Annotated in this window: 14 protein-coding genes and 1 tRNA gene; 5 read left to right on the top strand and 10 right to left on the bottom strand. The window is 39.2% G+C overall.

What is annotated here, in order from left to right; all coding sequences use genetic code 11:
- Window positions 1-207 precede the first annotated feature (207 nt).
- The 8 genes from QMA08_RS05555 to rlmE all read right to left on the bottom strand — a co-directional run bounded on the left by QMA08_RS05555 (window position 208) and on the right by rlmE (window position 8,296).
- On the bottom strand, window positions 208-1,833 hold the full coding sequence (locus QMA08_RS05555) for a methyl-accepting chemotaxis protein (RefSeq protein ID WP_188161812.1): 1,626 nt from the start codon (window positions 1,831-1,833) through the stop codon (window positions 208-210).
- A 209-nt stretch (window positions 1,834-2,042) separates the two neighbouring features.
- Window positions 2,043-2,127 (bottom strand) — tRNA-Leu (locus QMA08_RS05550).
- Window positions 2,128-2,207: 80 nt separating this feature from the next.
- Window positions 2,208-2,561 (bottom strand): preprotein translocase subunit SecG, encoded by a 354-nt coding sequence (gene secG, locus QMA08_RS05545; protein WP_290173869.1) that lies wholly within the window; start codon window positions 2,559-2,561, stop codon window positions 2,208-2,210.
- Between the two features lies 1 nt (window position 2,562).
- On the bottom strand, window positions 2,563-3,312 hold the full coding sequence (tpiA, locus tag QMA08_RS05540) for a triose-phosphate isomerase (RefSeq protein ID WP_002962767.1): 750 nt from the start codon (window positions 3,310-3,312) through the stop codon (window positions 2,563-2,565).
- 71 nt (window positions 3,313-3,383) lie between these two features.
- Window positions 3,384-4,733, bottom strand: a complete 1,350-nt coding sequence (gene glmM, locus QMA08_RS05535; protein WP_290173866.1) for a phosphoglucosamine mutase — start codon at window positions 4,731-4,733, stop codon at window positions 3,384-3,386.
- Window positions 4,730-5,578, bottom strand: coding sequence for a dihydropteroate synthase (folP, locus tag QMA08_RS05530; RefSeq protein ID WP_290173865.1), 849 nt, complete (start codon window positions 5,576-5,578; stop codon window positions 4,730-4,732). The genes glmM and folP overlap by 4 nt, the downstream gene beginning before the upstream one ends.
- Before the next feature lie 78 nt (window positions 5,579-5,656).
- Window positions 5,657-7,600 carry an ATP-dependent zinc metalloprotease FtsH gene (gene ftsH, locus QMA08_RS05525; protein WP_039485975.1) on the bottom strand — a complete coding sequence of 648 codons (1,944 nt, stop codon included), beginning with the start codon at window positions 7,598-7,600 and terminating at the stop codon, window positions 5,657-5,659.
- Window positions 7,601-7,666: 66 nt separating this feature from the next.
- Window positions 7,667-8,296 (bottom strand): 23S rRNA (uridine(2552)-2'-O)-methyltransferase RlmE, encoded by a 630-nt coding sequence (gene rlmE / locus QMA08_RS05520; RefSeq protein ID WP_002963155.1) that lies wholly within the window; start codon window positions 8,294-8,296, stop codon window positions 7,667-7,669.
- 88 nt (window positions 8,297-8,384) lie between these two features.
- Here rlmE and yhbY point away from each other — a divergent pair, with 88 nt between their 5' ends.
- Entirely contained in the window at window positions 8,385-8,681 is a 297-nt protein-coding gene (yhbY, locus tag QMA08_RS05515) for a ribosome assembly RNA-binding protein YhbY (RefSeq protein WP_002963153.1), read from the top strand.
- An 82-nt stretch (window positions 8,682-8,763) separates the two neighbouring features.
- Here yhbY and QMA08_RS05510 read toward each other — a convergent pair whose 3' ends face one another.
- Entirely contained in the window at window positions 8,764-9,264 is a 501-nt protein-coding gene (locus tag QMA08_RS05510) for a histidine phosphatase family protein (RefSeq protein WP_002963152.1), read from the bottom strand.
- Window positions 9,261-10,415, bottom strand: coding sequence for a serine hydrolase domain-containing protein (locus QMA08_RS05505; protein WP_039484498.1), 1,155 nt, complete (start codon window positions 10,413-10,415; stop codon window positions 9,261-9,263). The genes QMA08_RS05510 and QMA08_RS05505 overlap by 4 nt, the downstream gene beginning before the upstream one ends.
- Before the next feature lie 112 nt (window positions 10,416-10,527).
- On the opposite strand from QMA08_RS05505, the gene QMA08_RS05500 reads away from it, so the two are divergent.
- The 4 genes from QMA08_RS05500 to QMA08_RS05485 all read left to right on the top strand — a co-directional run bounded on the left by QMA08_RS05500 (window position 10,528) and on the right by QMA08_RS05485 (window position 13,694).
- Window positions 10,528-11,331 (top strand): hypothetical protein, encoded by an 804-nt coding sequence (locus tag QMA08_RS05500; RefSeq protein ID WP_002963149.1) that lies wholly within the window; start codon window positions 10,528-10,530, stop codon window positions 11,329-11,331.
- 478 nt (window positions 11,332-11,809) lie between these two features.
- Window positions 11,810-12,592 carry a MipA/OmpV family protein gene (locus tag QMA08_RS05495; RefSeq protein WP_259395072.1) on the top strand — a complete coding sequence of 261 codons (783 nt, stop codon included), beginning with the start codon at window positions 11,810-11,812 and terminating at the stop codon, window positions 12,590-12,592.
- On the top strand, window positions 12,582-12,965 hold the full coding sequence (locus QMA08_RS05490; RefSeq protein ID WP_024597091.1) for a DUF3019 domain-containing protein: 384 nt from the start codon (window positions 12,582-12,584) through the stop codon (window positions 12,963-12,965). The genes QMA08_RS05495 and QMA08_RS05490 overlap by 11 nt, the downstream gene beginning before the upstream one ends.
- 24 nt (window positions 12,966-12,989) lie before the next feature.
- Entirely contained in the window at window positions 12,990-13,694 is a 705-nt protein-coding gene (locus QMA08_RS05485; protein WP_024597092.1) for a response regulator transcription factor, read from the top strand.
- Window positions 13,695-13,696: the final 2 nt, after the last annotated feature.

Here is a 13,696-nt window from a genome sequence, read left to right as displayed (position 1 = left end):
AAAACCACCTAATCGGTGGTTTTTTTATAACTTAACTTTAATAACAATTCGCTCAATTAAGTGAGATATTTTGAAGGAGAAAAACGGTGTCGATAGCAAGGCAAAAAATTTCTTATTTAGTATTCTAAATAAGAAATTTTAACTCGGCTAGCGTCTGACCTGCCCTCTCAAAATGAATAAGCATTACTGCGAATTGGTGTAGTTACATTACTCAATTTTAAATTTAGCTGTGGCATCTAATAGGTTATCTGAAAGATAATGAAGGTTTTTAGCTACATCCCTCACAGCTGTTAGCGAGTCCATTGTATCTTCAAATGATACGTGCATGTTTGTCACGTTTTCTACAACCATAGCAGCAACTGATGTTTGCTCTTCTGTGGCAGCAGCAATTTGTGAGTTCATTCCATTTATTTCTAACATTTGTTCTGCAATTTTCTCTATAGAAATACCTGTTTTTTCTGCTGCAGTTGCATTATCTGTAGCCATATCTCTTGCAGTCGTCATTGCAGTAACTGATTCGTTAGCCGCTTCAGTTAAAGTAGTCAACAGCTCTCTAATCTCATTTGTAGAGTGAGCAGTTCGCGATGCAAGCTCTCTAACTTCATCAGCAACAACAGCAAAGCCTCGGCCATGCTCACCAGCACGGGCAGCCTCAATGGCAGCGTTAAGTGCTAGTAAATTTGTTTGCTCCGCTATTGATGTAATAACATTTAATATTTGCGACACATTTTTTGTATCGTCTGCTAATTTATTGATAGTTGTAGCAGCGTGATTAATCTCATCACTTAACGTACGAGAAGCGGTTACTGATGTTTGTACTTGAGTTCGACTTTGCTCAACTTCTTTCTCAGCCGTTTGCGCTGCATGAGAAGCACTTGCAGCTGATTGAGAGATATCTCCTACACTCTGTTTCATCTCTTCCATCGATTGCTTTACAATCTCAGCATCAGTGGTTTGTTTAGTCGTTGCACGCTCCGCTTGTTCCATCCCCTGCACTAAGCGAGTAGAGTTTTCCATTAACGGTTCGCAAACCGCGATAATTTCTAACACCGTTTTTTTCAATATGCCAATAAAAGAGTTGAAGTTTATAGATACTTGACCTATTTCATCTTCAGAGTTAACTGTCAATTTAGTGCTTAGCGAGCCTTTACCGCTTGCTAATAAGCTTAAATTATTTGCCGCATCACTTGCCGAAGAAGCAATTCGCTTAGCTATCCAAATAGCCATAAAGAGCAATAAAATAAGCGATACAATAGAAACAACTAACATTAACGTAAGGGCGTAATCAGAGCGGTCCTTTGTGCTTGCAACAAGTTCAAAAAAACGATCGTCAGCTTTGACTTGTGCTGCCTTAAACTTTTCTAGGACATCGTTATAAAGCGCTGTTTTCCTCTGTGCTTGTTGTTGAATTTTACTAAAATCTGCTGTTCCATTTACCATGCCATTTGCGATAGTCGCTGATATTTTTTCGTAATTTGCGAGCTGCTCTTTAGTGTCACTGTGAATGTAAGAGGCATTTATTTTTTCTATCGCAATAATATTCAATTCAAGTTGCTTGTATGTGTCAGATGCTTTCTCGACTAAATCTTGCTCACCAAATGTTACGGCTTGGGTGTAAAGTTCGTCCAGCTTCTCTAAAATACCAACATTAGCTGATGTTAACTTAACAACTTTGTAGGATGATTTTTCCATTTCATCAAGTGCAATTCTATTATCATTCATAGCAAAATAGTTGATCAGAACAATCACTAAAAATGCAACGACAGCAATACTCGTAATCGCATGTATTTTTTTACTTATGCTGAGATTTTGAAAAGAGAAGCCTGAAGCCATTGTGAATACCTTATTTTATTGTCTAAATCTATTATCGGCTTATTACTCATAAGTGTTAACTAAATTTGTAATATTTCTAGTTTTTTTTACAAATAATTCAAAATTCTACATAACTAATTGCCCTTTAAAAAAAGAAAGTACAAATAACACTCAATTTAAATCGCAGGCACAAAAAAACCAGTAACATTTCTGTTACTGGTTTCTAAATTTGGTGCGGATGGGGGGACTTGAACCCCCACGCCCGAAAGCACCACCCCCTCAAGGTGGCGTGTCTACCAATTCCACCACATCCGCATTTTTAAGCTTTCGCTTATTTGTTAAACATATGATTTATTTGAGGAGTATAAATCGTTTAACGATAACATTACGCTAAATTAGTTCGGTACGTCAGAGCTTTGCTCTTTCGTAGATGTTACCGGAACATCTTCTTCAACAGGAACTACAGTTTCCACTGCAGGAGCTTCTTCTAGGTTTTCCCACTCGTCAGTCTTTTTAATTTGACCTGCAGTTAGGTTACCTAGCACAATGCTTAAAACAAAAAATACTGTTGCTAAGCTTGTGGTTGTTTTTGTCATAAAGTTACCAGCACCTGACGAACCAAAAACCGTGCCTGATGCACCAGCGCCAAATGAAGAACCCATATCTGCACCTTTACCTTGTTGAATTAAAACCATTCCAACTAGAGCTAAAGCCACAACTAAATAAACTACTAATAAAATTTCGTACATCTTATACAGTCCCTTTTGCACTGTTACAGATTGCAGAAAAAGATTCTGCTTTTAGACTTGCGCCGCCAATTAAGCCGCCATCTATATCTGTTTGTGCAAATAATAATTCGCTATTTTTTTCATTAACGCTACCACCATATAAGATGGAAAGCCCTTGTGCTAAAGTGCTATCAAGTGCAGCAATTTTATCACGGATAAATTTATGAACAGTTTGTGCCTGCTCTGGCGATGCAGTCTTACCTGTGCCTATGGCCCAAACGGGCTCGTATGCTATCACAGAATCTTTCAGTGCTGCTACACCTAATTTTTCAATTACTGCATCAATTTGTGCAGCAACTACTTGTTCGGTTTGACCGTTTTCTTGCTCACTTTCACTTTCGCCAACACATAAAATTGGTGTTAACCCAACTTCTTGTGCTCTAGCAAACTTTTCAGCGACAGTTTCATTACTTTCGTTATAAATACTGCGGCGTTCAGAGTGACCAACGAGTACGTAAGTTGCACCTAAATCTTTTAGAAGCTGTCCGTCTACTTCACCGGTAAACGCACCAGGTGTATTTTCAGAAACAGTTTGAGCGCCTGTAGAAACACCACTAGCTATCATCGCTGGTACAAGTGGGAATGGAGGAAATAAAACAATGTCCATCTCTTGTGATTTTACATCGTTAATAGCATCAGACATTTGTTTAACTAGCTCTAACGAACCATTCATTTTCCAGTTGCCTGCGACCATCGCCTTGCGTATTGCCATTTTCCACTCCACATTAGAAAGCGGGCGAGATATTAACTTTTCTCGCCCAAAGTTACAAGAGGTTATTGTTATTAATCAGTCTGTTTGCTCATAGATTCTACAACAGCTGCAATTTTTTGAGCGCTGTCTATTACAATTTTTTCTTGCTCGGCTTCAACCATAACACGAACCACAGGTTCAGTGCCTGATTTGCGCAGTAAAACTCGTCCTTTGTCGCCTAAAGCAAGCTCAACTTCTGCTACAGCTGAAAGTACCTCTGGCGCTTTTGTCGGATCTGTTCCTGCGGTATAACGCACGTTAATCATTTTCATTGGATATTTAGTAAAACCGGCACCCAAATCTTGTAGTGTACGGTTTTGTGCAACCATAGCTGCAAGTACTTGCAAACTTGATATAATGCCATCACCCGTGCTAATTAAATCTAAATTTAATACATGGCCTGAGCTTTCACCGCCAATTTTCCAGCCTTTTTGCTGTAGTAATTCCATTACATAGCGGTCACCCACTTTACTGCGAGCAAACTCGATACCTTTCGCTTTTAAAGCATTTTCAAGACCCATGTTAGACATTACAGTGCCAACTACACCTCCACCCAACATATCATCTTCGGCAGCTTGGCAAGCAATAATATAAACTAAATCGTCACCGTCAAATACACGACCATTATGATCAACCATCATTACACGATCCCCATCCCCATCGTATGCAATACCTACGTCAGCTTTAAATTCAAGCACTTTGCGTTTAAGAGTATCTACATGAGTAGCGCCACATTCATGATTTATATTAACGCCATTAGGCTCACATGCATGTGTTATAACTTCAGCGCCAAGTTCGCGCATGACAGAAGGAGCTATATGGTATGTAGCGCCATTTGCGCAATCGACAACAATTTTAAGCCCTTCTAAAGACAAACCTTGGGGGAACTGGCTCTTACAAAACTCTATATAACGGCCGTCTGCACTAACTAAACGCGAAGCTTTACCTAATTTATCTGAAGCAACACATGTCATTTGCTCATCAAGCATCGCTTCAATTTGAAGCTCTACTTCATCGTCAAGCTTTAGACCCTGCCCATTGAAAAACTTAATACCATTATCATAATAAGGGTTATGTGAGGCACTAATTACTATTCCTGCCTCTGCACGAAATGTTTGCGCTAAATACGCAACTGCAGGTGTCGGCATTGGACCCAGTAATACAACATCAATACCAGCGGCAATTAAACCAGCCTCAAGTGCGGTTTCAAGCATGTAGCCAGAAATACGCGTATCTTTACCTATGATGACTTTTTTAGTACCACTTTGAGATAATACGCGTCCTGCAGCCCAACCCAACTTCATTGCAAACTCAGGATTGATAGGAGCTGTACCTACTAAACCACGTACGCCATCAGTACCAAAATATTTTCTTTCTTTCATTGTGAAATTCCTTGTTCGCAGGCTTGATATACACCAAGTACATCTGCGGTTTCTTTTACGTCATGTACACGAATAATTTTTGCGCCATTTTGCGCTGCGATTAACGCACCAGCTAAGCTGCCCGCTAACCGTTCATTTGTATTTCTGTTTAATAAATTACCTATCATCGACTTACGAGATAATCCGGCCAATAATGGCAAACCTAATTTGTTAAAATCATCAAACTTAGCCAATATTTGATAGTTATGACTAAGTGTTTTTCCAAATCCAAAACCAGGGTCTAGAATAAGTCGCTCAAACTTAATTCCTGCTGTTTCACATGCTTTAATACGTTCACTAAAAAACATATTTATATCTGCAAACAGATTGTCGTAATGAGGTGCGCACTGCATACTGCGAGGTTGCCCTTGCATATGCATTAAACAAATTGCTACATCTTCATACTGCGTAACCGTTTCTAAGGCGTTTATTTCTTGTAGAGCTCTTACATCATTGACTATATCGGCCCCAGCGAGTATTGCTTGCTCCATAACTTGCGCTTTACTAGTATCAATTGAAATAACGCAATCACTGTACTCACGTATCGCTTTAATAGCAGGAATTACTCGGGCAAGTTCATCTTTTAAACTCACATCTGGCGCGCCGGGGCGGGTAGACTCCCCCCCAATATCTAAAATTTGCGCACCATCCTCTAACAATTGCATTGCGCGCTTTAGCGCTATTTCGGGGTCTAAAAACTGCCCGCCGTCAGAAAATGAGTCAGGCGTTACATTTAATATTCCCATAATAACGGGCTTTTCAAGATTAAGCGTACGCCCTCTCGGAAGCTTTAATATGTTAGTCATTGCCAACCTTTATTCTTTTTCTAAATAGCTGATACAAAAAAGCCCCGAAGTTCGGGGCTTTCATTACTATTTTAACGATTATTCAGCTTTGTCATCAAGGTTTGTTTCATCTTTTTTCGATGAATCATCCGCTTTTTGACTTTCATCAAGCACTGGCTCTTGAGGCTCTTGCTCTTTTACCGGCTTAGCTTCATGGCGGTCATGAGCATCGCGCGGCTCACGCACTGGTTGGCGCGCCATTAAATCATCTATTTGCTTAGCGTCGATTGTTTCGTATTTCATTAACGCGTCTTTCATTGAGTGAAGAATATCAATATTTTCTTTTAATATTTCTTCTGCTCTTTGGTAGTTACGATCTGAAAACAAGCGTACTTCAGCATCAATTACTTTAGCAGTATCATCCGACATACTAGATGCACGGCTTCCACCACCACCCATATACATCTCGTTTTGATCTTCAGCGTAAAGCAATGGACCTAGCTTTTCACTTAAACCCCAATGTGTAACCATTTTACGTGCAATATCAGTTGCGCGCTCAATATCGTTACTTGCACCCGTTGTTACTTTGTCAGCACCATAAATAAGCGCTTCAGCAATACGGCCACCATAAAGGCTTGAAATCATTGATTCTAAAAGCTCTTTTGAATGACTAACACGGTCTTGTTCAGGCAAGTACATTGTTACACCTAGCGCACGGCCACGTGGAATAATAGATACTTTGTAAACCGGATCATGTTCAGGAACCATACGGCCCACAATTGCGTGGCCTGCTTCGTGATATGCTGTCATTTCTTTTTCTTGCTCGCTCATCACCATGGTTTTGCGCTCTGCGCCCATCATGATTTTATCTTTAGCAGCATCAAATTCAGCCATACTTACAACACGTTTATTACCACGTGCAGCATAAAGTGCAGCTTCGTTTACTAAGTTCGCTAAATCAGCGCCAGAAAAACCTGGTGTTCCACGTGCTATAAGAGCCGCTTCTACGTTATCGCCTAATGGCACTTTACGCATGTGTACTTTAAGTATTTGCTCACGACCACGTATATCAGGTAAACCTACTTCAACTTGACGGTCAAAACGACCTGGACGAAGTAATGCAGGGTCGAGAACATCTGGTCGGTTAGTTGCCGCAATAACGATAATACCTTCGTTACCACCAAAACCATCCATTTCTACTAGCATTTGGTTGAGTGTTTGCTCACGTTCATCGTTACCGCCGCCCATACCTGCGCCACGTTTACGACCAACCGCATCAATCTCATCTATAAAGATAATACAAGGTGCCGCTTTTTTAGCTTGTTCAAACATATCACGTACACGTGACGCACCAACACCGACAAACATTTCAACAAAATCTGAACCAGAAATTGTAAAAAACGGTACTTTCGCTTCACCCGCAACAGCCTTTGCAAGTAACGTTTTACCAGTACCAGGAGGACCAACCATTAGTACGCCTTTAGGAATACTACCGCCAAGCTTTTGAAACTTAGAAGGGTCACGTAAAAAGTCTACCAATTCGGTAACATCTTCTTTCGCTTCATCACAACCAGCAACATCTGCAAACGTTGTTTTAATTTGATCTTCGCTCATTAAACGAGCTTTACTCTTACCAAATGACATAGCGCCTTTACCGCCGCCGCCTTGCATTTGACGCATGAAGAATATCCATACACCAATAAGCAGTATCATCGGGAACCAAGAAATAAATATACTTGCTAAGAATGATTGTTCTTCAGGTTGTACACCCTTCACATTTACATCATTTTTAAGTAAATCATTTATTAAGTCTTCATCGTACATTGGCATCGTTGTTTGAAAACGCTCACCACTGCTCTTAGTACCAGTAATATTTCCTGTACCGCGGTCGATAATAACTTCTTGTAAAGAGCCACTGCGGACATCTTTAACAAATTGAGTGTAACTTGTTTGACGATCAACTTGCTCGCCACCATTAAAGCTCTGAAAGACTGACATCAGCACAACTGCAATCACCAGCCATAGTATTAAATTTTTCGCCATATCGCTCAAGGGGTTAACCTCTTGTATCCAATTAATTTAAATTCAACTAAACGCCAAGCAACTGTACTACAGTTTGTATCCAGTCGCTACTATATATACTTCCCGAGAACGGGCACGTGAGGCATCAGGTTTGCGTATTTTCACTGCTTTAAAACTATTACGTACATCTTGCAAGTATTGATCAAAGCCTTCACCTTGGAAAACCTTAACAATAAATGCGCCATTTTTCTTTAGTACTTGACTACACATATCCAGCGCAAGTTCTACCAAATACATACTACCCGCTTGATCTACTGAGTTATTACCACTCATATTTGGAGCCATGTCAGAGAGTACCACATCAACATTTTTACCATCAATACGTTTTAGCAACGCATTTAACACAGCTTCTTCACGAAAGTCGCCTTGTAAAAAGTCAACACCCGCAAGTGAGTCCATAGGTAATATGTCACAGGCAATTACTTGACCTTTGTCACCTACTTTTTCTGCCAAATACTGTGACCAGCTTCCTGGAGCTGCTCCTAAATCAACAACGGTCATACCAGGGCGAAGTAACTTATCTCTATTTTGTACTTCATCTAATTTAAAAACCGCTCGTGAACGCCAGCCTTTTTTTTGCGCTTCTTGAACATATTTATCATCAAAATGTTCTTTCAGCCATCGCTGTGAACTGGCTGACTGTTTTTTATTTGTCATAAATTAACACGCAACTAATTAGTAATATTCTCTAGATGGCGTTAGAATACCCTTAATTCAAGCCATATTCAGCAAAATTTGTATAAACATGACATTATCAAACAAACAAAAGCAGTTTTTAAAAGGTCAGGCACATAGCCTCAAGCCTGTAGTTTTACTAGGTTCTAACGGTTTAACCGAAGGCGTAGTAGTCGAAATTCAAAGTGCATTAGAAATTCACGAATTAATCAAAGTTAAAGTTCCAACTGATGATCGTGAAACAAAAGCACTTATTTTTGAAGCAATCGTACGTGAAACTGGTGCGACTAAGCTACAAACGATAGGTCACACTATTGTGCTTTATCGTCAAAGTGTTGAGAAAAAAATACATTTACCACGTAACTAATTAATCCTATTTAAAGGATTTAGTACGTTTAAATTAAAAAACCAGCTTAATGCTGGTTTTTTGTTACATAACACTTTTTAATTTAAAAGCTCATTGTATGGTGCGTTACATCATAATCAGTGCCATTACTTCTGGGCTTATTATGCAATATAAAATACTGAGTAAATTGTGTCTCACTCATAGCAGGCACTTTTTCATTGGAGAGTAGTTCAGCCAGTTGCGGCGTAGTATTACTGTGCCCAATAACAACAACTACACCCTTTAGTTTGAGTAACTCATTTTTTAAATCACCTAGCTCACCTGCGTTATACACATTTAATTTGGTATTAAAATGTGCCTGCAAAGGTGCGGCTGTTTGCAACGTGCGTTTATAGTTGCTGCTAAAGAGATGTATATTTTGATGTTCTTTAAACAAAGTAACTAAATTATTTGCACGTGCCTTCCCCTCTTCTGAGAGCGCTGGGTTTTTCCCCGTTAACTTTTCGCTATGACGAAACAAATATACCTCGTCAGGTGCGGCAAATGCCAAACTACAATTAAATGACAAGGCTAAAAAAGTGATTGCTAATATTATTTTATTCATATTTTTTTACCTCGTTTGTATTCTAATAGCCTGTCAATAAATTCAGTCGTTAATTCATTTATTACACCGGTTTCAGCATTAACGATTAAACTAAAACCAACATTTAAGTGGGGAAACACAACTACATCGCTTCTATATCCTTGAACCCAGCCACTATGATAGTAAAGCGTTTCATCAGCGTAATTATAAACCCGCCAACCTAGTCCGTAATAAGCCTCATTAAGGTGTTTTTTCCACACCCTGCGATGCATTTCTTTTTTTGTATGTGTATAAGGACGCGTTTGCTTTGCGAGAGTATCCAATGACAAAACATCAGGGTATTGCCCTAGCTGGGCTTTTAACCAAATGGCCATGTCACTTGCACTTGCGTTTACACCCGCTGCAGGTCCCACTTTATAATAATTTTTTTTAAGCTTAGCGCTATACCAACGTTTTGTACCGCGCACGTGTGGTAATGCGTAATTTTCATCCTGAACCATAGATTCAAAACCTAAGCTGGCATCACTCATTTTTAAAGGCGCAAAAATAGTTTCTCGTAACCACTGCGCGTAACTTTTACCACTGCTTTGTAATATCACATTACCTATAAGGCTAAACATAACATTTTGATAACCATAACATTCGCCTGGTTTGCAAATAGGTTTAACACTAAGTAATTTTTCAACAATACTGGGGTAATCCATACGAGACTCTATCAAATTATCGTACGCATTAGGCACTAACCCACTTGCATGACTTAGAAGGTGAAATACCTTTAAATCATCTTGATAAACAGTCCCTTTGAACTCAGTTATGTAATCGCTAACAGCTTTATCTAATTTAAGTAAACCCTCATTGGCTAATTTAGCAGATAACGAGCCTGCAAATGTTTTAGAAACAGACGCGAGCCTAAACCGGGTATGCTTATTTACTTTTTGTCCATTTCGGGTTTTAGTTACACCCATGGTGTGGATGTAGTCTGAGTTGTTTGTACTTACAATCGAAAGTGCAGCGCCTGGTATGCCTTTATTTTTCAGTTTTTTTTGCGCATAACGGCCGTACTTTTTTACAAATGCATCCCAATCAGGATCTGCTTTTGCTGCAAAACTCACAGAGCTGAACAACAAACACAAAGCAGGTAGGCTATACAATAAAGATTTGAGATACTTCATTTTTATAAATTTTATCTTTTTAACTACATCTATGTAGATAATATCATGAAGTTTTGTTTGGACTAACGTACAATACGACGATTATTTGGTTTTTAGTGAGTGTTTAGTACTTATGCGTTTTTTAGTTGTGTCACTTTTTGTTATATTATCAACTGGTTGTACTCTTACAAAGCAGCCGGCCGAGCCACTGGCTATGCCATTAAAGCCAACATTAAAAAGTCAAACCTACCAGCTTGAGTACACCACAGAACACTCATCCCCAAAAGTTAAATCCGTTCAACTTCCTGCACATAAGGTAGTTAGAAACCAAACAGTAAAAATTATTACCGATAAGGCAAGTGTAACCGATAAACTTTTATCGCAAATTAGCCAAGCACTTAACGATAAACAGCTAAAAGTAACCACTAAAAATAACAGCGACTACACACTAACTATTCAGCAACTTGATTTAACTTTCACTGACGATGTTAAGTACGCAATAAAGCAACCTGAGAACCCTTTTACATTATATTCAGATATTGCTCAGCAATACCCAACTCAGGAATGTGCTGCAATATTTGCACAAGTAAGTATGCGCCTCACACACAAAGCATCGGGTGATGTTGTTTGGTTTGCTAAATCTTCTATTGATAGTGCAAGTTTTCATCGTGAGCCACTAGTTTATAGTTTCACCGAAGAGCAAAAAATAACTAATGAGCTTGAGGTTGTCGCTTTTGTCCATCAGCAAAATACTGATGAAGCCCGCATGGAAAGACTTGGAAAAGACATTCAAATTCCTCAGTACAAAACGTTGTCAAAGTTATCTAGCCTTGCCAAGCTTAGTGGTCCATGTAACAGAACAGAAGTAAGCGCATTAACGCCTATGATGCAGTTTTACTTAAGCAGTATATTAATCGATAAAATTAAAGTTCAGTAAATTAGGGTCTGTTGATCTTTACGAATTAAAATTTGTTCAAACTAGGGGCTATTTAATCGCGGCGCTAGGTTTGTAACCTAGTGGGCTCGATAACTGCTCCTGCGTTATTCTAATGGCTTACATCCATGTAAGAATAAGTAAAAACCGAGCAACAAAGCGTAAATAGCCCTTAGGAAAAACACTTTGGGCAGCGCCTGTTTGGCATTAATGCTACGTTATCGCCCATTTATGGGGAATAGCCACACTGCATAGGCTCTGCCTTGCCTAAATACCAAACAGGCTGCTGAAAATTTAACCTTGAAAGTTCAACAGACCTAACACTTACTACATTTTTTTACAGATTAAAGGAACGAATTAACAATATACTACGCTTAATAACAAATAATAATTAGGCCCCATAGGGATGAAAAACACTTTGCTTAACCATACTTTAGTTAGCATAACATTGCTTTTTTGCTTTATTTTTAGCACCACAAGTATGGCAAGTAATCGCTATTATGCAGACAATACGTTAGAACCAACCCAAGGCTTTGCGTGGGATTGGAGTGCAGGTGCGGGCTTTTATATTGAAGATTCTTACCTAATCGGTATCGAATCTTACGATAAAGGCGTTGAGCTTGATTTAAGTCTTGCTGTTTCTTACGATAAATTTTATCTTGATTTTGATCACAATCAACTCAGCGGTGGTCTTGTAATTGGTTACAGCCTTATAGATAAATTTGATTGGGGCTTAGATATACTTGGCACAAATACTCAAGCCGGGTTTGACGAAAAAGGCCTCGGGTTTTATAACCACGGTGTTATAAAAGAACTCCAAGGTATTAAAAAACGTAATTACGATTTTGATGTTGGTCTTAGGCTCTCGCGCCGATTTGAAAATTCACAATTCTCCTTTGAATACCTTCATGACGTATCTGGTGCCCATAATGGCTGGGTTATAAATAGCTTTTTTACCCACATTTTGCCATGGCGAAACTGGGAGTTTAGATCTGGTGTTGGTTTAAGCGCCTACTCTGCTGACTTTACAAATTATTACTTTGGCATTGATAGCGATGAAGCCACCAGCCTTCGCCCGATTTATAGCAGCAATGCCAGTACTAGTATCATCTTTGAGTTCCATGCTGAATATCCAATAAGCCAAGATTGGGTGTTTTTATCCGGTTGGCTTACTACATGGTTTTCAAAAGAAATTGACGACAGTCCAATTATTTCCCAAGGATATCAACATAAAGCCAAGGTAGGCCTACGTTATGTATTTTAGATGGATCTGGGTATTACTGATCTTTCCCAGTACCTTTACTGTTAAAGCGCAGGACCCCCCTGAAGCACTCATAGCACTACCCGATACTTGCGTTGCACTGCGCGAAGGGCGTAATTGCTATGCCGATGTTACACTTACGTGGGAGCAGCCTATCATTGGTAATTACTGCCTACGCGATGCAACTTCAAAGTACATTATGCAATGTTGGCTAAAGCAACAAAGTGGTACTTTTAATTATGCTTTTGACTCACAGCAAAGCATTTCATTTGAACTATTTGATAGCAATACATCCAAAGTCATCAGTACAGCAGAAGTAAAACTACAATGGGTTTATCAAAACAGACAAAAAAAACGCCGCTGGCGACTATTTTAATACCAATCATATTAGGGATATTTTATGGATAACTACGGCACTATTTTACTTGTTGAAGACGATGCATCACTAGCGCAATGGGTTGCTGAATATTTAACAGAGCAAGGCTATACAACGCATGTTTGTCATCGTGGTGACGAAGTTGTTAGCCAGGTCAAAACGTTAAACCCAAATATTGTGCTCCTTGATATTATGCTCCCGGGGCAAGATGGTATTAGCGTATGTAGAGAGCTTCGTAGCTTTTATAATTCGCCTATTATAATGCTCACCGCACGCGATGAAGAGATGGATGAAGTTATTGGTTTAGAAGTTGGCGCAAGCGATTACATAATGAAACCGGTGCGTCCACGTGCATTGCTAGCGCGAATAAAAGCAGCACTGCGTCAAAATAATGAGCCAAATAAGCCGCAGGTTAGCCAAAGCGTTATTCAAGTTGGTGCACTTAGTATTAATACCGAATCTAGAAATGTGACCCTTAACGAGCAAGATATAAACATATCAAGCGCCGAATATCTATTATTACACTACCTTGCAAGCAATGCAGGTCAAGTTGTCTCACGCGATGCCGTATTTAAAGCTACGAAAGGTAGAGAATACGATGGGCTTGATAGAAGTGTTGATGTACTTATTTCTGCACTTCGTAAAAAATTTAATGATGATCCACAAAACCCTGAAAAAATTAAAACTATTTGGGGCCGTGGATATTTACTTGTTTCTACCGCGTGGTAATA

Source organism: Pseudoalteromonas sp. APC 3355, assembly GCF_030407615.1.
GTDB lineage: Bacteria > Pseudomonadota > Gammaproteobacteria > Enterobacterales > Alteromonadaceae > Pseudoalteromonas > Pseudoalteromonas distincta.
Note: the sequence above shows the minus strand (reverse complement) of the source record. Positions and strands in the feature narration are given on the sequence as shown.